The sequence below is a fragment of the Klebsiella sp. MISC125 genome (genome assembly GCF_051131775.1).
GTDB lineage: Bacteria > Pseudomonadota > Gammaproteobacteria > Enterobacterales > Enterobacteriaceae > Klebsiella.
In genome coordinates this window covers 196,931-220,614 of sequence record NZ_CP180448.1, presented here as the reverse complement: position 1 = coordinate 220,614, position 23,684 = coordinate 196,931, and the positions used below count along the sequence as shown (strand labels likewise).

Genomic DNA, 23,684 nt, shown 5'->3' with positions numbered 1-23,684 from the left:
AGCAAAATCTGGTATATATTCCAGGCTAAATTGTTACAAAGCATATTTAACAGCAGCTTAAGTATACATTTAAGCATAAGACACATTATTTATCCTGTCGGTATTATTACGTGCGACGAATTGTGCGCACCATCGCACAAAGATGTGTAACAGGAACCAGGACTCTCGATGAAAACGCCGCTGATCACCCGTGAAGGGTATGAAAAACTTAAAAAAGAGATGGATTATCTGTGGCGCGAAGAGCGCCCGGAAGTCACAAAAAAAGTGACCTGGGCGGCAAGCCTCGGCGACCGCAGCGAGAACGCCGACTACCAGTACAACAAAAAACGCCTGCGCGAAATCGACCGCCGGGTGCGTTACCTGACCAAATGCCTTGAGCATCTGAAAATCGTTGATTACTCCCCGCAGCAGGAAGGCAAGGTGTTCTTCGGCGCGTGGGTGGAGATTGAAAACGATGATGGCGATACCAAGCGCTTTCGCATCGTCGGCTACGATGAAATCTTCGGGCGCAACGACTACATCTCAATTGATTCGCCAATGGCGCGCGCGCTGCTGAAAAAAGAGGTCGGCGACCTGGCTATCGTTAACACACCTGCGGGAGAAGCCGCCTGGTATGTGAATGAGATTGAATACGTGAAATAAGCCTGGAACATTCCGAGAGGATTTGGTCGTGGCTGGCATTTTGCCGTGTCAGTCCGTATAACTATCCCCCTGATTTTTGATCCTAAAGATGAATTAAACCCATGATGAATGATTCGCTCTGCCGCATTATTGCGGGTGAACTTCAGGCCAGGGCTGAACAGGTAGAAGCTGCCGTTCGCCTGCTTGATGAAGGGAACACCGTGCCGTTTATCGCACGCTATCGTAAAGAAGTCACCGGCGGTCTGGATGACACGCAGCTGCGTAATCTGGAAACCCGCCTGGGTTATCTGCGTGAACTCGAAGACCGCCGCCAGACGATCCTCAAGTCCATCGGCGAACAAGGCAAACTGACCGAGGCGCTGGAAAAAGCCATCAACGGTACGTTGAGTAAAACCGAGCTCGAAGACCTCTATCTGCCGTACAAACAAAAACGCCGCACGCGTGGGCAAATCGCCATTGAAGCCGGGCTGGAGCCGCTGGCTGAACTGCTGTGGAACGAACCGTCCCACGACCCGGAAACCGAAGCCGCCAAATATATCGACGCCGATAAAGGCGTAGCGGATAGCAAAGCCGCCCTCGACGGCGCGCGCTATATCCTGATGGAACGTTTCGCTGAAGACGCCGGGCTGCTGGCTAAAGTGCGTGATTATCTGTGGAAGAACGCCCACCTGGTGGCGAGCGTCGTCAGCGGCAAAGAAGAGGAAGGGGCGAAATTCCGCGACTACTTCGATCACCACGAACCGATTTCTACCGTGCCGTCGCACCGTGCTCTGGCCATGTTCCGCGGTCGCAACGAAGGTGTGCTGCAACTCTCTCTGAATGCCGATCCGCAGTTTGACGAGCCACCGAAAGAGAGCCATGGCGAGCAAATTATTATCGACCACCTCGGCCTGCGCTTGAATAACGCTCCTGCGGATAGCTGGCGTAAAGGCGTGGTGAGCTGGACATGGCGTATCAAGGTGCTGATGCACCTCGAAACCGAGCTGATGGGCACCGTGCGCGAACGTGCGGAAGACGAAGCGATCAACGTTTTCGCCCGCAACCTGCATGACCTGCTGATGGCGGCCCCGGCCGGGCTACGCGCTACTATGGGTCTCGATCCGGGCCTGCGTACCGGCGTGAAGGTGGCAGTTGTCGACGGCACCGGCAAAGTGGTGGCGACCGACACGATCTATCCGCATACCGGGCAGGCCGCCAAAGCGGCGGTGGCGGTAGCTGCGTTGTGTGAAAAACACAACGTTGAGCTGGTGGCGATCGGTAACGGTACCGCCTCGCGTGAAACCGAACGCTTCTTCCTCGACGTGCAGCAACAGTTCCCGAAAGTGACCGCTCAGAAGGTGATCGTCAGCGAAGCGGGCGCTTCCGTCTATTCCGCCTCAGAACTGGCGGCGCTGGAGTTCCCGGACCTCGACGTTTCCCTGCGCGGCGCGGTTTCTATCGCCCGCCGTCTTCAGGATCCGCTGGCCGAACTGGTGAAAATCGACCCGAAATCCATCGGGGTTGGCCAGTATCAGCATGATGTCAGCCAGTCGCAGCTGGCGCGTAAGCTGGACGCGGTGGTTGAAGACTGCGTGAACGCCGTTGGCGTGGACCTCAACACGGCATCGGTACCGCTGCTCACCCGCGTTGCCGGTCTGACCCGCATGATGGCGCAAAATGTTGTCGCCTGGCGTGATGAAAACGGTCAGTTCCAGAACCGCCAGCAACTGCTTAAAGTCAGCCGTCTGGGGCCAAAAGCGTTTGAACAGTGCGCGGGTTTCCTGCGTATCAACCACGGCGACAACCCGCTGGACGCCTCAACCGTGCACCCGGAAGCTTATCCGGTGGTTGAGCGAATTCTGGCGGCGACGCAGCAGGCGCTGCAAGATCTGATGGGTAACAGCAGCGAATTACGCAACCTGCGAGCGGTTGATTTCACCGATGACAAATTCGGTGTGCCGACGGTTTCCGACATCATCAAAGAGCTGGAAAAACCGGGCCGCGACCCGCGTCCTGAGTTTAAAACCGCCCAGTTCGCCGATGGCGTCGAAACGATGAACGACCTGCTGCCGGGGATGATCCTCGAAGGCGCGGTCACCAACGTCACCAACTTCGGTGCGTTTGTTGATATTGGCGTCCATCAGGACGGTCTGGTGCACATCTCTTCGCTGTCGAATAAGTTCGTTGAAGACCCGCACACCGTGGTCAAAGCGGGCGATATCGTGAAGGTCAAAGTGATGGAAGTTGACCTGCAGCGTAAACGTATCGCCCTGACGATGCGCCTGGACGAACAGCCTGGCGAAACCAATGCCCGCCGCGGCGGCGGAAATAACGATCGTCCTCAGGGCAATCGCCCGGCGGCAAAAGCAGCTAAGCCACCACGCGGTCGTGACGCGCAGCCTGCGGGCAACAGCGCGATGATGGACGCGCTGGCCGCAGCAATGGGTAAAAAACGCTAACCCCCTTTTCGGCCCCTCTTGCTGAGGGGCCGCTTCTCCTCCGCCATTCGCCATATTGCGCAAACAAGCATTAGTATTTTCTTATAACTTCTTAATAAGCGCGAATTGAACTTCTGAGATTAATATTTTCATTTTGTTAACTAACGAAACCTTAATTAAACATTAAGTAATAAGAATAATTATTATCTCAGTGGCGATGACAAAATCGACTTTGCTCAATATCAACAAAAGCTCAATTTTCCGGCTAAACATAGAATCTATCGCATTATATGTATTGATGATAAAAACTATTCTCATTATCATTATTCTCAGTGAGTATTTATTATTCTTCGTTGGCTACGGTCCCAGGCGCTGCACCTCCGGCGCATACGGAAAACTCTCTTTCAGTTAGCGATATACAAGTAGGTCCTATGCAATTCACACCTGATAGTGCGTGGAAAATCACTGGTTTCTCCCGCGATATTAGCCCGGCTTATCGGCAGAAACTTCTGTCCCTCGGGATGCTGCCCGGCTCCTCTTTTAATGTGGTTCGCGTGGCGCCGCTAGGCGATCCTATTCACATTGAAACCCGACGCGTGAGTCTGGTATTACGCAAAAAGGATTTAGCGTTAATTGAACTGGAAGCGGTTGCACAATAAAGCCTGACCGGCACTAAGAGCATGAATATGAAAAAATTAACCATTGGTTTAATTGGTAACCCTAACTCCGGTAAGACGACGCTATTCAACCAGCTCACCGGCGCGCGTCAGCGTGTGGGCAACTGGGCCGGAGTCACCGTTGAGCGTAAAGAAGGCGGTTTCAACACCACCGACCATCAGGTCACGCTGGTGGACCTTCCTGGCACCTATTCCCTGACCACTATCTCTTCGCAAACCTCGCTGGATGAGCAGATTGCCTGCCACTACATCCTCAGCGGTGATGCCGACATGCTGATTAACGTGGTTGATGCATCCAATCTGGAACGTAACCTTTACCTGACCTTGCAACTGCTGGAACTAGGGATTCCCTGCGTAGTCGCGTTGAACATGCTTGATATCGCGGAAAAACAAAAGATCCGTATTGATGTCGATGCGCTGGCAGCGCGCCTCGGTTGCCCGGTTATTCCGCTGGTTTCCACCCGTGGACGCGGTATCGAAGCCTTAAAAATGGCTATCGACCGTCATCAGGAAAACCAATCCATTGAGCTGGTGCACTACCCGCAGCCACTGCTGCGCGAAGCGGACAAGCTGGCGCAAGCGATGGCGCAGAACATCCCGCCACGTCAGCGTAGCTGGCTGGGTTTGCAGATGCTGGAAGGAGATATTTACAGCCGCGCTTATGCTGGTGACGCCGCCCACAAGCTGGACAGTGCGCTGGCGCATCTGAGCGAAGAGCTGGACGACCCGGCGCTGCATATCGCCGATGCGCGTTACCAAAGCATTGCCGCCATTTGTGATGCGGTCAGCAACACGTTGACCGCCGAGCCAAGTCGTTTCACTGCGGCGATGGATAAAATTATCCTCAACCGTTTCCTTGGGCTGCCGGTCTTTCTGTTCGTCATGTACCTGATGTTCTTACTGGCGATCAACATCGGCGGTGCGCTGCAGCCAATCTTTGATGGCGGTTCTGTGGCTCTCTTTATCCACGGCATTCAGTGGATCGGCTATACCCTGCATTTCCCGGACTGGCTGACCATTTTCCTCGCCCAGGGGATCGGCGGCGGTATTAATACCGTGCTGCCGCTGGTGCCGCAAATCGGCATGATGTACCTGTTCCTCTCCTTCCTTGAAGACTCCGGCTACATGGCGCGAGCGGCGTTTGTGATGGACCGACTGATGCAGGCGCTGGGGCTGCCAGGGAAATCCTTCGTGCCGCTGATTGTTGGTTTCGGCTGTAACGTGCCGTCGGTGATGGGCGCGCGTACCCTTGATGCGCCGCGCGAGCGCCTGATGACCATCATGATGGCGCCGTTTATGTCCTGCGGCGCACGGCTGGCAATCTTTGCTGTTTTTGCCGCCGCCTTTTTCGGCCAGAACGGCGCGCTGGCGGTCTTCTCGCTATACCTGTTAGGTATCGTCATGGCGATCCTCACCGGCCTGATGCTCAAGCACACAATTATGCGCGGCGAAGCTTCGCCGTTCGTGATGGAGCTGCCGGTGTACCACGTCCCGCATATTAAGAGTCTGATTATCCAGACCTGGCAGCGCCTGAAAGGCTTCGTGCTGCGTGCCGGTAAAGTGATCGTCATCGTCAGTATTTTCCTCAGCGCGCTGAACAGCTTCTCGCTGAGCGGAAAGATCGTCGATAACATCAATGATTCGGCGCTGGCATCGGTCAGTCGCGTAATTACCCCAGTGTTTAAGCCGATTGGCGTGCATGAGGATAACTGGCAGGCGACCGTCGGCCTGTTTACCGGCGCGATGGCGAAAGAGGTGGTGGTTGGTACGTTAAATACGCTCTACACCGCTGAAGATATCCAGAATGAAGCGTTTAATCCGCAGGAGTTCCATCTTGGCGACGAGCTGCTGGCCGCGGTGGATGAGACCTGGCAAAGCCTGAAAGACACCTTCAGCCTGAGCGTACTGGCGAACCCCATTGAAGCCAGCAAAGGCGATGGCGAAATGGAAACCGGCGCGATGGGCGTAATGGGCAGCAAATTCGGTAGCGCCGCTGCGGCGTACAGCTACCTGATTTTCGTTCTGCTCTATATTCCCTGCATTTCGGTCATGGGGGCAATTGCCCGCGAGTCGAGCCGCGGTTGGATGTCCTTCTCTATCCTGTGGGGCCTGAATATCGCCTATTCACTCTCTACGCTGTATTACCAGACCGTCAGCTTCAGCCAGCATCCGCGCTATAGTCTGGTGTGCATTCTGGCGGTGGTGTTGTTCAATATTCTGGTCTTTGGCCTGCTGCGCAGAGCGCGTAGCCGGGTGGACGTCTCGCTGCTGGCGACGCGCAAAACGCCGTCGTCCTGCTGCCAGAGTCCGGCTGGCGATTGCCACTAAGGAGCGATGATGGCGTCGTTAATTGAGGTTCGCGATATGCTGGCCCTGCAAGGGCGGATGGAAGCAGCGCAGTTGAGCGTCCGCCTGCGTACGCCGCAGCCGATGATCGACGCCATGCTGGGCCGCCTGGAGGCGATGGGTAAAGCAGTAAAAGTGACCGAAGATGCTGATGGCTGTCTTTCCGGAAGCTGCAAAAGCTGCCCGGAAGGTAAGGCCTGCCTGCGGGAGTGGTGGTCGCTGCGCTGAAGGGGGTCTGTTTATACAGATACTTTCCCCGGAGGCGATGCTGCGCATCTGTCCGGGCTACCAAACCCGCAGAACACTCAAACCTGTAGCCCGGGCAACCAAACTCGCAAAACTCACGAACCTGTAGCCCGGGCAAGGCGCGTCAAGCGCCGCCCCCGGGATGAAGCCACGCCGATACATCAGGTCCGGCACACACTAGTTAAACCCTACGCCGAATTAATATGCTCTTTGCAGTAACGACGCTTCCACGCCGCCGGGGTCAGGCTGGTGTGCTTGCGAAATATCTTGCGAAAGTAGCCCACGTCGTTAAATCCACATTTCATCGCCACTTCAGTCAGCGATAGCGAATCGCTAATGAGCAGCTTTTCCGCCGCCCTTACCCGCTGGCGATGCAGCGCTTCGGTTAACGTCAGTCGGAAAGCATGGCGATAAACGCGCCCCAGATAATCGGCGTTGCAGTGCAGTTCATGCGCCAGCGTTGAGGCGGAAATGGGCAGATGAAACTGCGTATGAATAATTTGCTGCGCTCTCCACGCCAGCGCATTGCCGGGGCTATCGGCGGGCTGTTCACTTGCCGCCGCCGAAATTTGCTGCAAAATCAACAACAGGATCAATTCCAGCGCCACGCTGCGATGAATATTTTCCTGTTCGCGTAAGAATTGCCGGAACAGCGAAATAATATACTGCGGTTCGCCGACTCGCGTGTGCTGCGGGATAGAAAGCAATGGTTCAGGTAAAGAATCGCTTTCACCAGAGTTCACTTCAAAATGCAGCCAATAAAACTTTAGGTCCGCCGGAAATTGCCCCACGCCAACATGTAAACGCTGCGGCCAGAGCAGTAAACTTTCCCCGGCATTGACGCTAAAAACTTCACTCCCTTCGCGAATCGCTAATGTCCCTTTTTCAACAAATATTATTTCCCAGGAGTGAAGTTGGCGTGCCGGATGACTACCAATGCCGCGGGAAATAAACAGCCCGCCGTTCTGCACCTTAATCGGAAGAGACATGGATAATTCAAGCATAGATATTCAATTTTCCGCTTTTAGCATCATAAACAACCGCTCATTGTTATTGATTATTCACGATAAAATAGCGTTATGCCGGATCAAAATCACACTTTTACCATCAAGTCGGAATCGTCACCTTTTTATACTTTTCCCTTCCCTTGTTGCTCTTAATATTTAGTGCAGAATAAATAACGTACTTTGCAAATTACACAATAAAAGCCCGCAACTTTTAGCGGGAAATTTTTCCGCACATCCTCTCCGGGAGTTATTTATGACTTCGGCTCCGATTACGACAAGCGATTTGGCACAGCGTGCCCAGGACGACAAATTATCCCTCCGGGAAAAAATAGGCTACGGGCTGGGCGATGCGGGTGGGACAGTCATCACCTGCCTTATCATGAACTTTTTAACTTTTTTCTATACCGATGTCTTCGGCCTGACGCCCGCGCTGGTCGGAACCATGTTCCTCGCCCTGCGCGTTTTCGACGCCATTTCCGACCCGATCATGGGGGTGCTGGCCGACCGTACTCAAAGCCGATGGGGACGCTTTCGCCCCTGGCAGCTGTGGATCGCCGTACCTATCGGCGTGATTGGCGTCCTGACCTTCACCGTCCCTGATGCCAGCATGGGGGTAAAAATCGCCTGGGCATTTGGTACCTATCTGCTGCTGTCAGTGAGCTACACCGCGATTAACGTACCGTACTGCGCGTTGATCAACACCATGACCACGCGTCACAGCGAGGTGATCTCGTGCCAGGCCTGGCGCTTCGTTCTATGCGGCGTGGCGGGTTTTTTAGTCTCCGTTGGGCTACCGTGGCTGGTTACCGCGCTCGGCCAGGGCAACACCGCCCAAGGCTATCAGTATGGCGTCGGCGTGCTGTGCGCTATTGCGGTGGTGATGTTCCTGTGCTGTTTCTTCTGGGTTCGCGAACGCGTCTCGCTGGACATGATGGGTAAATTTACCCTGCGCGAGCATATCGCCGGGCTGCGTAAAAACGACCAGTTGCTGCTAATGCTGGTGATGTCATTCCTGCTGATCAACGTCTTTAATATCCGCGGCGGCGGCTACATGTACTTCATCACCTACGTCCTTGAGGGGTCCACCGGCTACACCTCACTATTTTTCACCATGGTGACCTTCGCGTCGATTGGCGGTTCCGTCATCATCAACCTGCTGTCGCGCCGCTTTGATACCGTCAAACTCTACTACTACACCAACCTGGTGCTGGCCGCGCTGGCCGTCGCGATGTGGTTTTTACCGACCGGACCGGCATATCAGACCCTGTGGCTGATGGTGATCCTCGGCAACGGCATTATTCTTGGCTTCACCCTGCCGCTGCACTTCTCGCTGATGGCTTTCTCCGATGATTACGGTGAGTGGAAAACCGGCGTGCGCTCTTCCGGCATGAACTTCGCCTTTAACCTGTTCTTCATCAAGCTGGCATGGGCCTCCAGCGCCGGTATTATCAGCCTGATTTTTATCTACGTGGCCTATCAGCCGGGGGCTGGCAATCAAACCGCTCTGTCGCTGGCCGGGATCTCCTCAATGGAAACCCTGCTGCCCGCCCTGTTCCACCTGCTGCTGGCCTTCTCGATCCGCGCCTGCAAACTCAATAATCCGATGATGGCGCGCATTGCCACTGACCTGCGCACGCGTCACGTTCAGTCTTAAGGAGTCCGTCATGTCTGTTATGGAAGTCAATCTGCACAAACTGAAAATTAACGACCCGTTCCTCGGCCAGTACCAGCAACTGGTGCGCGATGTCGTCATCCCCTACCAGTGGGATGCGCTTAATGACCGCATCGAGGAGGCGGATCCAAGCCATGCAATAGAAAACTTCCGCATCGCCGCCGGACAACAGGCGGGCGAATTCTACGGCATGGTCTTTCAGGATAGCGACGTGGCGAAATGGCTGGAAGCCGTAGCCTGGTCGCTGTGCCAGAAACCGGACACCGAACTGGAAAAGACCGCAGATGAGGTCATTGAACTGGTGGCCGCCGCCCAGTGCGAAGACGGCTACCTGAATACCTACTTCACGGTTAAAGCACCAGAGGAACGCTGGACCAACCTCGCCGAATGCCACGAACTGTACTGCGCCGGGCATATGATTGAAGCGGGCGTCGCCTTCTTCCAGGCCACCGGCAAGCGCCGCCTGCTGGAGGTAGTCTGCCGCCTGGCTGACCATATCGATAGCGTATTTGGCCCCGGAGAGAAGCAGCTGCACGGCTACCCTGGCCACCCAGAAATCGAGCTGGCGTTAATGCGCCTGTACGACGTGACCCAGGAGCCGCGCTACATGTCGCTGGTGAACTACTTCGTTGAGGAGCGCGGAACCCAGCCGCATTTTTACGATATCGAATATGAAAAACGCGGCCAAACCTCCTACTGGAACACCTACGGCCCGGCGTGGATGGTTAAAGACAAACCCTACAGCCAGGCGCATCAGCCGATTTCCGAGCAGCCGGTCGCCATCGGCCACGCGGTGCGCTTTGTCTATCTGATGACCGGCGTCGCTCATCTCGCCCGCTTAAGCCAGGACGAAGGCAAACGCCAGGACTGCCTGCGTTTGTGGAACAATATGGCTCATCGCCAGCTGTATATTACCGGCGGCATCGGTTCGCAGAGCAGCGGAGAGGCCTTCAGCAGCGACTACGACCTGCCAAACGACACGGTATACGCCGAAAGCTGCGCCTCCATCGGCCTGATGATGTTTGCCCGCCGAATGCTGGAAATGGAAGCCGACAGCCAGTACGCCGACGTGATGGAGCGCGCGCTGTATAACACCGTGCTGGGCGGAATGGCGCTGGACGGCAAACACTTCTTCTACGTTAACCCGCTGGAAGTGCATCCAAAGTCATTAAAATTCAACCATATTTACGACCACGTGAAGCCCGTTCGCCAGCGCTGGTTCGGCTGTGCCTGCTGCCCGCCGAACATCGCCCGCGTGCTGACCTCGCTGGGCCACTACATCTACACGCCGCATGACGACGCGCTGTACATCAACCTGTATGTCGGCAACAGCGCCGAGATCCCGGTTGGCGATGAGACGCTGCGTCTGCGCATCAGCGGCAACTATCCGTGGCAGGAGCAGGTGAAAATTGCCATCGATTCATCCACCCCGATCAATCACACCCTGGCACTGCGTCTGCCGGACTGGTGCGATAAGCCGCAGGTGACGCTTAACGGCGTGGCGGTTGCGCAGGATGTACGTAAAGGCTATCTGCACATTAGCCATCGCTGGCAGGAAGGCGACACGCTGGTGTTAACGCTGCCAATGCCGGTGCGGCGTATTTATGGTAATCCGCTGGTACGCCATCAGGCAGGCCAGGTCGCCGTCCAGCGCGGCCCGCTGGTTTATTGCCTGGAACAGGCAGATAACGGCGAGCAGTTGCATAACCTACAGCTGCCGCGCGATGCGCAGTTCAGCGCGTTTGAAGGCAAAGGGATTTTTGCTCACAAGACGCTCCTCCAGGCTCCGGGGTATAAGCAAACGGCGGAAAATGCCGAAAACCAGGCGCTGTGGAATTACGACCGCGCCCCGTCCACCCGTCAGCAACAGACCCTGACCTTTATCCCGTGGTTTAGCTGGGCCAACCGCGGCGAAGGCGAAATGCGCATCTGGGTGAAAGAAGCGGACGAATAAGCGCTACGCTGACCGGGCTGCCGTCTGCAAACGGGTAGCCCGGCCAATGCGCGCCAAGCGCCGCCTCCGGGCCAGGCTATGTTTCAAATGCCCCCTCTCTCCAAACAGATTGGTCCTACCAATTATTTGCTAAATCCCTCAGCGGTTCACATATCCATCATTTTTAGTCACATTAATATTGCTCGCAAATAACATTTGATTAACCATTCGTTGTCGTTAATCCTACAATCGCAATTTGGCTGGGCCAATTTTACAAATGATGTGACCTTGCAAAGAGCATAAGACTCAGCATGACATCATGGCGGCCCGATGGAGACCTGCATGAACCTCTGGCAACAAAATTACGATCCGGCCGGTAATATCTGGCTATCGAGTCTTATCGCATCGCTACCAATTCTGTTTTTCTTTTTTGCCCTGATTAAGCTCAAGCTGAAGGGGTACGTCGCCGCCACCTGGACCGTGCTGATTGCGCTATCCGTCGCCCTGCTGTTCTACAAAATGCCGGTTGACCATGCGCTGGCTTCCGTCATTTACGGTTTCTTCTACGGCCTGTGGCCCATCGCGTGGATTATCATCGCCGCGGTGTTCGTCTATAAAATCTCGGTGAAAACAGGGCAGTTCGACATTATCCGTTCATCGATTTTGTCTATTACCCCGGACCAGCGCCTGCAAATGCTCATCGTCGGCTTCTCCTTCGGCGCGTTTCTTGAGGGAGCCGCTGGTTTTGGCGCACCGGTCGCCATTACCGCTGCATTGCTGGTAGGACTTGGCTTTAACCCGCTGTATGCCGCTGGCCTGTGCCTGATCGTCAACACCGCGCCGGTGGCGTTTGGCGCGATGGGCATTCCGATTCTGGTCGCCGGGCAGGTTACGGGGCTGGACAGCTTTGAAATCGGCCAGATGGTTGGCCGCCAGCTGCCGTTCCTGACCATCATCGTGCTGTTCTGGATCATGGCGATTATGGACGGCTGGCGCGGGATTAAAGAGACCTGGCCTGCGGTTATGGTCGCCGGTGGCTCCTTTGCTATCGCTCAGTACCTCAGCTCCAACTTCCTCGGCCCGGAACTGCCGGATATCATCTCTTCTCTGGTATCGCTGGTCTGCCTGACGTTATTCCTCAAACGCTGGCAGCCGGTGCGCATCTTCCGCTTCGGCGATATGGGCGCGTCGCAGGTCGATATGACTCTGGCGCGCACTCGCTACACGCCGGGACAGGTTGTCCGCGCCTGGTCACCGTTCCTGTTCCTGACCGCCACCGTGACCCTGTGGAGCGTGCCGCCGTTCAAAGCGCTGTTCGCTCCGGGCGGCGCAATGTACGACTTTGTCATTAATATTTCCGTGCCGTTCCTCGACAAGATGGTGGCCCGTATGCCGCCAGTGGTCAGCGAAGCCACGCCGTATGCCGCGGTCTATAAGTTCGACTGGCTCTCCGCCACGGGTACCGCCATTCTGTTCGCCGCGCTGCTTTCCATCGTCTGGCTGCGCATGAAGCCGAAAGACGCGATCTCGACCTTCGGCAGCACGCTGAAGGAACTGGCGCTGCCGATATACTCCATCGGCATGGTGCTGGCGTTCGCCTTTATTTCCAACTATTCCGGGCTATCCTCAACTCTGGCCCTCGCGCTGGCGCACACTGGCCACGCGTTTACTTTCTTCTCGCCGTTCCTCGGCTGGCTGGGGGTATTCCTGACCGGTTCGGATACATCGTCTAACGCGCTGTTTGCCGCGCTACAGGCCACTGCAGCTCAACAGATTGGCGTCTCTGATATCCTGCTGGTCGCCGCGAACACCACCGGCGGCGTGACCGGCAAAATGATTTCGCCGCAGTCCATCGCCATCGCCTGTGCGGCGGTCGGCCTGGTGGGTAAAGAATCTGACCTGTTCCGCTTTACCGTGAAACATAGCCTGATTTTCACCTGTATGGTCGGCGTGATCACCACGCTGCAGGCGTATGTCTTAACCTGGATGATTCCGTGATAGTGATGCCAAAACGCCTTGCCGATGACGTCGTTCGTCGCGTGCGGGCGCTGATTGAAGAACAAAACCTGGAGGCGGGCATGCGATTGCCCGCCGAACGCCAGCTCGCCGCTCAGCTTGGCGTCTCGCGCAATTCACTGCGTGAAGCGCTGGCGATGCTGGTGAATGAAGGGGTGCTGCTCAGCCGTCGCGGCGGCGGCACTTTTGTCCGCTGGCAGCACGAACCATGGTCGGAGCAAAATATCGTTCAGCCGCTGAAAACGCTGCTCGCCGACGACCCCGATTACAGTTTCGATATCCTCGAAGCCCGCCACGCCATCGAGGCCAGCACTGCCTGGCATGCGGCGATGCGGGCGACTGAGGCCGAGAAAGAGAAAATCCGCCTCTGTTTTGAAGCGACCCAGAGTGAAGACCCGGATCTGGCCTCGCAGGCCGACGTGCGCTTCCATCTGGCGATTGCCGAAGCCTCGCACAACGTGGTGCTGCTGCAAACCATGCGCGGCTTTTTCGACCTCTTACAATCCTCGGTCAAGGAGAGCCGCCAACGGATGTACCTCGTCCCGCCGGTCTTCGCTCGCCTGACCGAACAGCACCAGGCGGTGATGGAGGCAATTATCGCCGGCGATCCTGAAGGTGCCAGACAGGCGATGATGGCCCATTTGGGCTTTGTCCACGCCACGATCAAACGTTTTGATGAAGACCAGGCCCGCCAGGCGCGAATTACCCGCCTGCCCGGTGACCATAACGACAATTCCAGGGAGAACTTGTGATGATTATTTCCGCCGCCAGCGACTATCGCGCCGCCGCACAGCGTATCCTGCCACCGTTTCTTTTCCACTACATCGACGGCGGCGCTTACGCCGAGCACACCCTGCGTCGCAACGTTGAAGACTTGTCCGATGTGGCCCTGCGCCAGCGGATACTGAAGAACATGTCGGATCTGAGTCTGGAAACCACGCTGTTTAACGAAAAGCTTTCAATGCCAACGGCGCTGGCCCCTGTCGGCCTGTGCGGAATGTACGCACGCCGTGGCGAGGTGCAGGCAGCGGGCGCGGCGGATGAGAAAGGCATTCCCTTTACGCTCTCCACCGTTTCCGTTTGCCCGATTGAGGAAGTCGCCCCGACTATCAAGCGCCCAATGTGGTTCCAGCTCTACGTCCTGCGCGATCGCGGTTTTATGCGCAACGCGCTGGAGCGCGCCAAAGCGGCGGGCTGTTCAACGCTGGTCTTTACCGTCGATATGCCGACACCCGGCGCGCGCTATCGCGATGCGCACTCCGGAATGAGCGGCCCGAACGCGGCGATGCGCCGCTACTGGCAGGCGATGACCCATCCGCAGTGGGCGTGGGACGTTGGTTTAAACGGCCGCCCGCACGATTTAGGCAATATCTCCGCCTACCTCGGCAAACCAACTGGCCTTGAAGATTACATTGGCTGGCTGGCGAATAACTTCGATCCGTCGATTTCCTGGAAAGACCTTGAGTGGATCCGCGAATTCTGGGACGGCCCGATGGTGATCAAAGGGATCCTCGATCCAGAAGATGCGCGCGACGCAGTGCGCTTTGGTGCCGACGGGATTGTGGTCTCGAACCACGGTGGCCGCCAGCTTGATGGCGTGCTCTCCTCCGCCCGCGCCCTGCCCGCGATCGCTGACGCGGTGAAGGGCGATATCACCATTCTCGCCGACAGCGGTATTCGCAACGGCCTCGATGTCGTGCGCATGATTGCGCTAGGTGCGGATAGCGTGCTGCTGGGACGTGCCTATCTGTATGCGCTGGCGACCCACGGTAAGCAAGGGGTGGCCAATCTGCTGAACCTGATTGAGAAAGAGATGAAGGTGGCGATGACCCTGACCGGCGCGAAAACTATCGGTGAGATCAGCCGCGATTCTCTGGTGCAAAACGCCGATGCGCTGCGGACATTTGACGTTATCAAGGCGGGGAATGCGGCGTAATCTGCGGCTTTCTCCCCTCAACCTGGCCCTCTCCCCAAAGGGGCGAGGGAAGCAATCCTCTGCGCTGAGCAGGCAGGTTTTCTCCCTCTCCCATTCAGAAAGAGAGCGGAGTGAGGGTTAACCAAATATCTGCTATTCTGCCCCCCGCAATTAAGGGGGCAGCATGCTTAACATCGTCTTATTCGAACCAGAAATCCCGCCGAACACCGGGAATATTATCCGCCTGTGCGCTAACACTGGCTTCAATCTCCACATCATCGAACCGATGGGCTTTGCCTGGGACGATAAGCGCCTACGCCGCGCCGGGCTGGATTACCACGAGTTCGCCGCCGTTCAGCGTCATGCCAATTATGCGGCATTTGTGGAAAGCGCAAAGCCGCAGCGTCTGTTTGCCCTGACCACCAAAGGTACGCCAGCGCACAGCGCGGTGAGCTATCTGGACGGTGATTTTTTGATGTTTGGCCCGGAAACCCGCGGACTGCCAGCCAGCATTCTTGACGCCCTGCCCGCAGCGCAAAAAATCCGTATTCCGATGATGCCGGACAGCCGCAGCATGAATCTGTCAAATGCGGTGTCGGTGGTGGTGTATGAAGCCTGGCGCCAGTTGGGGTATCCGGGCGCAGTATTACGCAGCTGAGCTAGCTTTCTCCCGGAGGCGGTGCGTAGCGCCTGTCCGGGCGACCAGACAGCGCTCAGTATTGTAGCCCGGACAGATGCGCAGCATCGTCTCCGGGTAATCAATCAAATCCCGTCGCCATACTCAAAAGTATGGTGTATCCCATTAAAGTGCTGATCCATATCCATCGCGGGCTTATCGCTCTCCGGCTTGCCCACGATGCGGGCCGGAACCCCAGCGGCAGTGGTATGCGGCGGCACCGGCTGTAGCACCACCGAACCTGCGCCAATTTTCGCCCCACGTCCCACTTCGATATTACCGAGGATCTTCGCCCCGGCGCCAATCATCACGCCCTCGCGAATTTTCGGGTGACGATCGCCGCTGGTTTTTCCGGTACCGCCAAGGGTCACCGATTGCAGAATCGACACATCATCTTCAATAATCGCCGTTTCACCGACGACAATGCCGGTGGCGTGGTCAAGCATGATCCCACGGCCAATTTTCGCTGCCGGGTGGATATCCACCTGGAACGAGACGGAAACTTGATTTTGCAGGAAAATCGCCAGCGCCCGACGCCCCTGGTTCCACAGCCAGTGGCCGATGCGATAAGCCTGTAGCGCGTGGAATCCTTTAAGGTATAGCAGCGGCGTCGAGTATTTATCCACCGCCGGGTCGCGGGTGCGCACGGCCTGAATATCGCAGGCGGCGGAGGCAATCATTTCCGGGTCGGCGGCGTACGCCTCTTCCACCACTTCACGAATCGCAATGGCGGGCATAATCGGGGAAGCCAGTTTGTTCGCCAGCATATAGCTCAGGGCGCTGCCGAGGTTTTCGTGCTTGAGCAGCGTAGCGTGGTAGAAACTGGCGAGCATCGGCTCACAGTCAGCTAAAGCCCGGGCTTCGGCTTTAATATTATTCCAGACGATATCCAGTTCTTCACACGGCATTGCTGACTCCAGGCGATATAATAATGACCGGCCAGTTCTTTGCTGGCCGGGTCATTCAGGTGATCCAGGTTCCATCGCAGTTAGTTGCTACGCTCGTCCTTGCGTGCACGACCTAATAAGGTCAATGCTGCCTCGCGCGCAATTTTTCCGCAATACAATACCTGATAAATTTCCTCGGTTATTGGCATTTCAACGCCTAAACGCTGTGCCAGAACGCGAACTTCTTTGGTATTGCGGTAGCCTTCAACCACCTGACCAATCTTATCCTGCGCGCCTTGCACATCCATGCCCTGACCGAGCATCATGCCGAAGCGGCGGTTACGTGATTGGTTATCGGTACAGGTCAGCACCAGATCGCCAAGGCCCGCCATTCCCATAAAGGTTTCCGGATCGGCACCAAGCGCTTCTCCGAGGCGAGACATCTCAACTAATCCGCGCGTAATAAGCGCGGTACGGGCATTGGCGCCAAAGCCGATGCCATCAGACATCCCGGCGCCGATGGCGATAACGTTTTTCACCGCGCCGCCAAGCTGAACGCCGATGAAATCCGGGTTGATGTAGACGCGGAAGCTCTTGCCGCAGTGCAGCAGACTCTGCAGATCGTCAGCAAACTGCGGGTCCGTAGACGCCAGCGAGATAGCTGTCGGCAGGCCTGCGGCCAGCTCTTTGGCAAAAGTCGGGCCGGAAATCACCGCCAACGGGATATCATCGCCCAGCGCTTCACGCGCTACGTCCTGCAACAGGCGTCCGGTTTCCGCTTCGAGGCCTTTTGTCGCCCAAACCAGGCGTGCATCAGCGCGCATCAGCGGTTTAATCTGCCGCAGCACTTCGCCAAAAACATGGCTCGGCACAACGACCAGGATATCGCGGCTGGCAGCCAGCGCGATCGCCAGATCGCTTTCCAGATGCAGCGTATCAGGGAAAGGGACGTCAGGGAGGAATGCAGCATTGCAGCGATCGTGCTGCAGCGTCGCAATATGTTTCGGGTCATGGCCCCACAGGACAACATGGTGGCCATTTCTTGCCAGGGTGATGGCAAGAGCGGTGCCGTAAGAGCCGGCACCGATCACAGTCATTGCAGCGTTAAGCGCGTTCATCAGGCATCCTGATGTTGTTCAGCACCTTCGCCAGACTGCTGCTGCAGATAGTTCATAAACAGCGCATCGAAGTTCACTGGCGCAAGGTTCAGTTGCGGGAAGGTACCGCGAGAAACCAGGCTGGTGATGCATTCGCGAGCATACGGGAACAGAATGTTCGGGCAGTATGCACCGAGGCAATGCGCCATCTGGGTACCGTCGATGCCTTCGATGGAGAAAATACCGCCCTGTTGTACTTCACACAGGAATGCAGTTTCTTCGCCAAGGGAAGCGGTTACGGTGACACGCAGCACCACTTCATACACGCCTTCAGCCAGCTGGCTGGAAGCCGTATCCAGATCAAGTTTAACTTCCGGCTGCCAATCTTTCTGGAAAACTTGCGGAGCGTTTGGCGCTTCGAAAGAAATATCTTTGGTGTAGATACGCTGGATCTGGAAAGTCATTTCGGTGCTGTTTTGTTCTGACATAGTAAAACCCTTTCGTGTTGTCCTTAAGTACGCCTGTCCAATGGGGATGGGCGCAAAAATTAGCGCAAGAGGGGATCGAGTCCACCACGTGAATCAAGCGCGTACAAGTCGTCACAGCCGCCAATGTGCTGCGCATCAATAAAAATCTGCGGAACCGTCGTCCGACCGCTGCGCTGAATCATCTCTTCACGCTTCGCAGCATTGCCATCGATTGGCAACTCGTTGAACGTCACGCCCTTGCTCTTCAGCAGCGCTTTCGCACGCACGCAGAACGGGCAGGTCGCTTTGGTATAGATATCAATATTGGCCATGACTTCACTCCTGTTTTTACCCCCGAGGGTTTTACGCCGCAGCATCATTCTTCCCTTGGGGGAAACGCGCTGCGTCATAAAGACGCGGGTAAATTATTTACCGCGTACCAGCGGAAGGTTCTCGCCGCTCCAGCCTGCGATGCCTTCTTTCAGTACGAAGACCTTTTCAAAACCGGCTTTGTTCAGCGCGCTGGCGGGTTCTTGTGCCTGCATACCGGAACCGTCTACCACTATAATGGGTTGCGATTTGTGCTTTTCCAACTCACCGACGTTATTTGCTTTGATATCGCTCGTCAGCAGGTTGATGGAGCCAGCAATATGGCCTTTACGGAAATCGTCACGCTGACGCAGGTCGACAACCACGGCGTCTTCTTTGTTGATCAGACGCGTCGCTTCACCACGGGTAATGACTTTAACTTTCGACATCAGCCCTTTAAAGGTGGTGAACAGCACCGCCACCAGCAGCGCGACCCACGCGATGCTCAGGACGGGGTGACGGCCGATGAATTGCATAATTTCTTGCATGGGGGGTTACAACTCCCGACTAAGTGATAAAAAAAACCAGGGAAGGAGTATACCTGTGCATTGCAGCAAATACAGCCAGTGAGCGCGATGTAATGTATTTTCTGCGGTCCGTCACGAAAAAAAACTGCTCCCTGTGGAGCAATGCGGCCTGACCGATCCCTTTCTTTGATCTTTTACGGTGATTTGATCGATTCAGCTGTAGTAAAATTACGCAAATTTTCTGTCTTTGAGCATGAGGTTGTCGCAATGTCGGTTTCTAAAAAACCTATGGTACTGGTGATTCTGGATGGCTACGGCTACCGCGAAGACCAGCAGGATAACGCTATTTACAGCGCTAAAACCCCCGTTATGGATGCATTGTGGGCGAAACGTCCGCATACCCTGATTGATGCTTCTGGCCTGGAAGTGGGTCTGCCGGATCGTCAAATGGGCAACTCCGAAGTGGGCCACGTCAACCTTGGCGCAGGCCGTATCGTGTACCAGGACCTGACCCGTCTGGACGTTGAAATTAAAGAACGCACCTTTTTCGCCAACCCGGTGCTGACCGCAGCGGTTGATAAAGCCGTTGCCGCAGGCAAAGCTGTACATATCATGGGTCTGATGTCTCCGGGCGGCGTTCACAGCCACGAAGATCACATCCTGGCGATGGTTGAACTGGCCGCTGAGCGCGGTGCAGAAAAAATCTACCTGCACGCTTTCCTCGACGGCCGTGATACCCCGCCGCGCAGTGCTGAAAAGACGCTGGCTCGTTTCGAAGACAAATTTGCCGCTCTGGGCAAAGGCCGTATCGCTTCAATCATTGGCCGCTACTACGCCATGGACCGCGACAACCGCTGGGATCGCGTTGAACACGCTTACGATCTGATGACTCTGGCGAAGGGCGAGTTCCAGGCTGATACCGCCGTTGCAGGCCTGCAGGCTGCTTACGCGCGTGATGAAAATGACGAATTCGTTAAAGCGACCGTTATCCGCGCTGAAGGCCAGGCCGATGCAGCAATGGAAGACGGCGATGCGATGATTTTCATGAACTTCCGCGCCGACCGCGCTCGTGAAATCACCCGTGCCTTCGTCAACGCCGATTTCGACGGCTTTGCGCGTAAGAAAGTCGTTAACCTCGATTTCGTGATGCTGACCGAATACGCCGCCGATATCAAAGTTGCCTGTGCTTACCCACCGGCCTCGCTGGCGAACACCTTCGGCGAATGGATGGCGAAAAACGACAAAACCCAGCTGCGTATCTCCGAAACTGAGAAATATGCGCACGTGACCTTCTTCTTTAACGGCGGCGTTGAAGAGCCGTTCAAAGGCGAAGAGCGCATTCTGATCAACTCGCCGAAAGTCGCGACCTACGATCTGCAGCCGGAAATGAGCTCCGCTGAGCTGACCGAAAAACTGGTTGCTGCTATCACTGGCGGTCAGTACGACACCATCATCTGTAACTACCCGAATGGCGATATGGTTGGTCACACCGGAGTGATGGAAGCGGCAGTCAAAGCGGTTGAAACTCTGGATCACTGCATCGATCAGGTGACCAAAGCCGTTGAATCCGTCGGCGGTCAGTTGCTGATCACCGCAGACCACGGCAACGCCGAGCAGATGCGTGACCCGGCCACTGGCCAGGCGCACACCGCTCACACCAACCTGCCTGTTCCGCTGATTTACGTTGGCGATAAAAACGTGAAAGTCGCTAACGGCGGTAAACTTTCCGACATCGCGCCAACCATGCTGACGCTGATGGGAATGGAAATCCCGCAAGAGATGACTGGCAAGCCGCTGTTCATCGTGGAATAATCCTTCCCCATGAGGGGAAAGGCGACTTATTCAAATACATGGATCGCAACGGCAGTTCGGTCCGTCCTGTACGCCAGCGCGCTTAGCGCTGGCGTATTGCTGTGCGCCGCATCTGCCCATGCCGATGATCGCGACCAGCTGAAATCTATTCAGGCCGATATCGCCGCCAAACAGCGGGCGATTAAGCAACAGCAGCAGCAGCGCTCTTCCCTGCTCGACCAGCTTAGAGCACAGGAAGAAGCCATCTCCGCCGCCGCGCGTCAACTGCGTGAAACCCAGAACACCCTGAACCAGCTGAATAAGCAGATCGACGAAATGAACGCCGCGCTCGCTAAGCTGGAACGTCAGCGTGCATCGCAGGAACGCAATCTCTCTGCACAGCTTGATGCTGCATTTCGTCAAGGGCCGCATACCGGCATCCAGATGATCCTTAGCGGTGAGGAGGGGCAGCGTAATCAGCGTCTCCAGGCCTATTTTGGTTATCTGAACCAGGCGCGTCAGGAAACCATCGCCCAGCTCAAGCAGACCCGCGAAGACGTGGCGGTGCAAAAAACTATGCTGGAAGAGAAACAAAGCCAGCAGCAAACTCTGGTTTACGAACAACGCGCCCAGCAAAACAAGCTGGAGCAGGCGCGTAACGAGCGTAAAAAGACCCTCGCCAGCCTTGAATCCTCTATTCAGAAAGGCCAGCAGCAGTTAAGCGAATTACGGGCTAACGAATCGCGCCTGCGCGGTCGTATCGCCCAGGCGGAAGCGGCGGCTAAAGCGCGCGCGGAGCGTGAAGCCCGCGAGGCGCAAAGCGTTCGCGATCGCCAGCAGGAAGCCTCGCGCAAAGGTACCACCTACAAACCCACCGAGAGCGAACGCTCGCTGATCTCCCGAACCGGCGGTCTTGGCGCACCTCGCGGCCAGGCATTCTGGCCAGTACGCGGATCAATTCTCCATCGCTATGGCGAACAGCTGCAAGGTGAACTACGTTGGAAAGGGATGGTTATCGCTGCGTCTGAAGGTACCGAGGTCAAAGCCGTTGCCGATGGTCGGGTTATTCTCGCCGATTGGCTGCAGGGTTATGGCCTGGTGGTAGTCGTTGAACACGGCAAAGGCGACATGAGTCTTTACGGCTATAACCAAAGCGCGCTGGTCAGCGTCGGCACACAGGTCCGGGCGGGCCAGCCGATTGCTCTCGTAGGCAGCAGCGGCGGTCAGGGCCGTCCGTCGCTCTATTTCGAAATTCGCCGCCAGGGTCAGGCGGTCAATCCACAGCCGTGGTTGGGAAGATAAGTTTTGCTTCAATTTCGCACAATTGCACTCGCGGTAACCACTACGCTGGTTATGGCGTCGCCGGCTTTTGCCGGCAAACTCTCCATTGTTATCGATGACTTTGGCTATCGTCCGCATACGGAAAACCAAGTGCTGGCGCTGCCCGCCAACATCTCCGTCGCTGTACTCCCTAATGCTCCTCATGCCCGCGAAATGGCGACCAAAGCGCATAACCTCGGTCATGAGGTCCTGATCCACCTGCCGATGGCACCACTCAGTAAGCAACCACTGGAAAAAGACACGCTCCGCCCGGATATGAACAGCAGCGAGATCGAGCGCATAATCCGCGAAGCCTATGGCAAGGTGCCGTATGCCGTGGGGCTGAATAACCATATGGGCAGCGCCATGACCTCCAGCCTGTTCGGTATGCAGAAGGTGATGCAGGCGCTGGAGCGCTACAATCTTTACTTCCTCGATAGCGTCACCATCGGCAACACTCAGGCCATGCGCGCGGCGCAGGGCACCGGCGTGAAGGTGATCAAGCGCAAGGTGTTCCTCGACGATACGCAGAACGAAGCGGATATCCGCTATCAGTTCAACCGCGCAATCGCTCTGGCACGGCGCAACGGTTCGGCTATCGCCATCGGCCACCCGCACCCAACTACGGTGCGCGTGCTGCAGCAGATGGTGTATAACCTGCCGCCGGATATTACCCTGGTACGCCCGAGCAGCCTGCTCAACGAACCGCAGGTCGATACCTCAACGCCGAATATCGCGCCGCCGCCTGCACAGCCGCCGCGCAACCCGTTCCGCGGCGTGAAGTTGTGCAAACCGAAGCGTCCGCCTGAGCCGGTCAACGCCAGTCGCTTCTTTACCATCCTGAGCGAAAGCATCAGCCAGAGTGCTCTGGTGCAGTACTACCAGTTGAAGTGGCAGGGCTGGGATAACCCCACCAACTAAATTTGCCGGGAATCCGGGCGCTTTTCCGCCACGGGTTCCTGCTTATCCTGATGGGCGTACCAGGCCTTGAAGTATTTGAGAAAGCTGTAGAAGGTCGCGTACAGCCCGGTGACTACGCCAACTTTCCCCTTGCGCCACGCCCCGCTGAACAGATACCACTTAAAGAAAGCGCCAATCGCGCTGATCATCCCGCGCCCAATCGACGGCCTGACCTTCTGGTATTTAACCAGCCGCGTAGTATAGCTATTGAGCTTATTGAACACTTCATGCAGGGAGTAGAAGGTATCGTGGCGCACGAAGCCTGGCAGCTTGCTGGCATGCTTATAGCCGACAACCTGATCGTCGACCGGTCTATCGTTAAAGCGCGCAACGGTACGATTAAATAAACGCACGGGAAAATCCGGCGATGAGACCGGGTAAATGGTTCGCACCTCTTCACCCAAAACGAACCAGTAGCGCGGCAGACGCCATGCGCAGTCAGGTGCAGGTTCATCGCCAGCTTTCAGCGCCAGAATAGCCGCCACGACATCATCATCGAGAATTTCATCGCTATCCATACACAGCACCCAGTCATGGGTGGCCAGGGATGTCGCGTAATTCATCTGTGCGCCGTGAGCGGTATAAGGATGGTGGTGAACAGTAAGACCGAATTGTTGGCAAATCTGCAGCGTGGCGTCCGTGCTGCCTGAGTCGATGACGATCACTTCATCGGCCACCTTGCTCAAAGGTGGTAAAACCTCCCGCAATAAGCGAGATGAATTACAGGTCAATAAGCATACAGAAAGTTTAAGCATAGTGTTTGTGTGGTTAAACGACGA

General features: G+C 56.1%; 21 protein-coding genes. 14 read left to right on the top strand and 7 right to left on the bottom strand.

What is annotated here, in order from left to right:
- The first annotated feature begins 168 nt into the window (after positions 1-168).
- The 5 genes from greB to feoC all read left to right on the top strand — a co-directional run bounded on the left by greB (position 169) and on the right by feoC (position 6,310).
- Positions 169-642 carry a transcription elongation factor GreB gene (greB, locus tag ACMYSL_RS01040; protein WP_110276279.1) on the top strand — a complete coding sequence of 158 codons (474 nt, stop codon included), beginning with the start codon at positions 169-171 and terminating at the stop codon, positions 640-642.
- A gap of 101 nt (positions 643-743) precedes the next feature.
- Complete coding sequence (locus ACMYSL_RS01035) at positions 744-3,080, top strand: Tex family protein (RefSeq protein WP_182235286.1); 2,337 nt, start codon at positions 744-746, stop codon at positions 3,078-3,080.
- 410 nt (positions 3,081-3,490) lie between these two features.
- Complete coding sequence (gene feoA / locus ACMYSL_RS01030) at positions 3,491-3,718, top strand: ferrous iron transporter A (protein ID WP_004126281.1); 228 nt, start codon at positions 3,491-3,493, stop codon at positions 3,716-3,718.
- Between the two features lie 27 nt (positions 3,719-3,745).
- Entirely contained in the window at positions 3,746-6,064 is a 2,319-nt protein-coding gene (feoB, locus tag ACMYSL_RS01025) for a Fe(2+) transporter permease subunit FeoB (RefSeq protein WP_182235287.1), read from the top strand.
- Positions 6,065-6,073: 9 nt separating this feature from the next.
- A complete protein-coding gene (feoC, locus tag ACMYSL_RS01020) occupies positions 6,074-6,310 on the top strand; it encodes a [Fe-S]-dependent transcriptional repressor FeoC (RefSeq protein ID WP_304261151.1) in 237 nt (78 codons plus the stop codon).
- Between the two features lie 206 nt (positions 6,311-6,516).
- On the opposite strand, the gene ACMYSL_RS01015 is transcribed toward feoC, so the two are convergent.
- The gene (locus ACMYSL_RS01015) at positions 6,517-7,332 is read right to left on the bottom strand and encodes a helix-turn-helix domain-containing protein (RefSeq protein ID WP_304254146.1); all 816 of its coding nucleotides are present in this window, start codon (positions 7,330-7,332) and stop codon (positions 6,517-6,519) included.
- Positions 7,333-7,588: 256 nt separating this feature from the next.
- Here ACMYSL_RS01015 and ACMYSL_RS01010 point away from each other — a divergent pair, with 256 nt between their 5' ends.
- From ACMYSL_RS01010 to trmL, 6 genes are all read left to right on the top strand, one after another.
- The gene (locus tag ACMYSL_RS01010; protein ID WP_112215944.1) at positions 7,589-8,989 is read left to right on the top strand and encodes an MFS transporter; all 1,401 of its coding nucleotides are present in this window, start codon (positions 7,589-7,591) and stop codon (positions 8,987-8,989) included.
- A 10-nt stretch (positions 8,990-8,999) separates the two neighbouring features.
- Positions 9,000-10,961, top strand: a complete 1,962-nt coding sequence (locus ACMYSL_RS01005; RefSeq protein WP_434661144.1) for a glycoside hydrolase family 127 protein — start codon at positions 9,000-9,002, stop codon at positions 10,959-10,961.
- Between the two features lie 321 nt (positions 10,962-11,282).
- Positions 11,283-12,938 carry an L-lactate permease gene (lldP, locus tag ACMYSL_RS01000; RefSeq protein ID WP_110276991.1) on the top strand — a complete coding sequence of 552 codons (1,656 nt, stop codon included), beginning with the start codon at positions 11,283-11,285 and terminating at the stop codon, positions 12,936-12,938.
- The gene (gene lldR, locus ACMYSL_RS00995) at positions 12,935-13,708 is read left to right on the top strand and encodes a transcriptional regulator LldR (protein ID WP_110276990.1); all 774 of its coding nucleotides are present in this window, start codon (positions 12,935-12,937) and stop codon (positions 13,706-13,708) included. The genes lldP and lldR overlap by 4 nt, the downstream gene beginning before the upstream one ends.
- Complete coding sequence (gene lldD, locus ACMYSL_RS00990; RefSeq protein WP_112215940.1) at positions 13,708-14,892, top strand: FMN-dependent L-lactate dehydrogenase LldD; 1,185 nt, start codon at positions 13,708-13,710, stop codon at positions 14,890-14,892. The genes lldR and lldD overlap by 1 nt, the downstream gene beginning before the upstream one ends.
- A 163-nt stretch (positions 14,893-15,055) precedes the next feature.
- Positions 15,056-15,529: a tRNA (uridine(34)/cytosine(34)/5-carboxymethylaminomethyluridine(34)-2'-O)-methyltransferase TrmL gene (trmL, locus tag ACMYSL_RS00985; RefSeq protein WP_434661143.1), complete on the top strand. Its 474-nt coding sequence runs from the start codon at positions 15,056-15,058 to the stop codon at positions 15,527-15,529.
- A gap of 104 nt (positions 15,530-15,633) precedes the next feature.
- On the opposite strand, the gene cysE is transcribed toward trmL, so the two are convergent.
- From cysE to ACMYSL_RS00960, 5 genes are all read right to left on the bottom strand, one after another.
- Positions 15,634-16,455 carry a serine O-acetyltransferase gene (gene cysE / locus ACMYSL_RS00980; protein ID WP_110276987.1) on the bottom strand — a complete coding sequence of 274 codons (822 nt, stop codon included), beginning with the start codon at positions 16,453-16,455 and terminating at the stop codon, positions 15,634-15,636.
- 80 nt (positions 16,456-16,535) lie between these two features.
- Positions 16,536-17,552, bottom strand: a complete 1,017-nt coding sequence (gene gpsA, locus ACMYSL_RS00975) for an NAD(P)H-dependent glycerol-3-phosphate dehydrogenase (RefSeq protein ID WP_181484459.1) — start codon at positions 17,550-17,552, stop codon at positions 16,536-16,538.
- Positions 17,552-18,019, bottom strand: coding sequence for a protein-export chaperone SecB (gene secB, locus ACMYSL_RS00970; RefSeq protein WP_110276985.1), 468 nt, complete (start codon positions 18,017-18,019; stop codon positions 17,552-17,554). The genes gpsA and secB overlap by 1 nt, the downstream gene beginning before the upstream one ends.
- A gap of 59 nt (positions 18,020-18,078) precedes the next feature.
- Entirely contained in the window at positions 18,079-18,330 is a 252-nt protein-coding gene (gene grxC / locus ACMYSL_RS00965) for a glutaredoxin 3 (RefSeq protein WP_110276984.1), read from the bottom strand.
- 93 nt (positions 18,331-18,423) lie between these two features.
- The gene (locus ACMYSL_RS00960; RefSeq protein WP_110276983.1) at positions 18,424-18,855 is read right to left on the bottom strand and encodes a rhodanese-like domain-containing protein; all 432 of its coding nucleotides are present in this window, start codon (positions 18,853-18,855) and stop codon (positions 18,424-18,426) included.
- Between the two features lie 246 nt (positions 18,856-19,101).
- On the opposite strand from ACMYSL_RS00960, the gene gpmM reads away from it, so the two are divergent.
- The 3 genes from gpmM to ACMYSL_RS00945 are packed head-to-tail and all read left to right on the top strand — an operon-like array spanning position 19,102 to position 22,866.
- Complete coding sequence (gene gpmM / locus ACMYSL_RS00955; protein WP_304254157.1) at positions 19,102-20,646, top strand: 2,3-bisphosphoglycerate-independent phosphoglycerate mutase; 1,545 nt, start codon at positions 19,102-19,104, stop codon at positions 20,644-20,646.
- Positions 20,647-20,655: 9 nt separating this feature from the next.
- A complete protein-coding gene (gene envC / locus ACMYSL_RS00950; RefSeq protein ID WP_110276982.1) occupies positions 20,656-21,927 on the top strand; it encodes a murein hydrolase activator EnvC in 1,272 nt (423 codons plus the stop codon).
- Between the two features lie 3 nt (positions 21,928-21,930).
- On the top strand, positions 21,931-22,866 hold the full coding sequence (locus ACMYSL_RS00945; RefSeq protein WP_182235293.1) for a divergent polysaccharide deacetylase family protein: 936 nt from the start codon (positions 21,931-21,933) through the stop codon (positions 22,864-22,866).
- Here ACMYSL_RS00945 and ACMYSL_RS00940 read toward each other — a convergent pair.
- Positions 22,863-23,660, bottom strand: coding sequence for a glycosyltransferase family 2 protein (locus ACMYSL_RS00940; protein WP_182235294.1), 798 nt, complete (start codon positions 23,658-23,660; stop codon positions 22,863-22,865). The two genes, ACMYSL_RS00945 and ACMYSL_RS00940, sit on opposite strands and share 4 nt — an antisense overlap.
- Between the last annotated feature and the right edge of the window lie 24 nt (positions 23,661-23,684).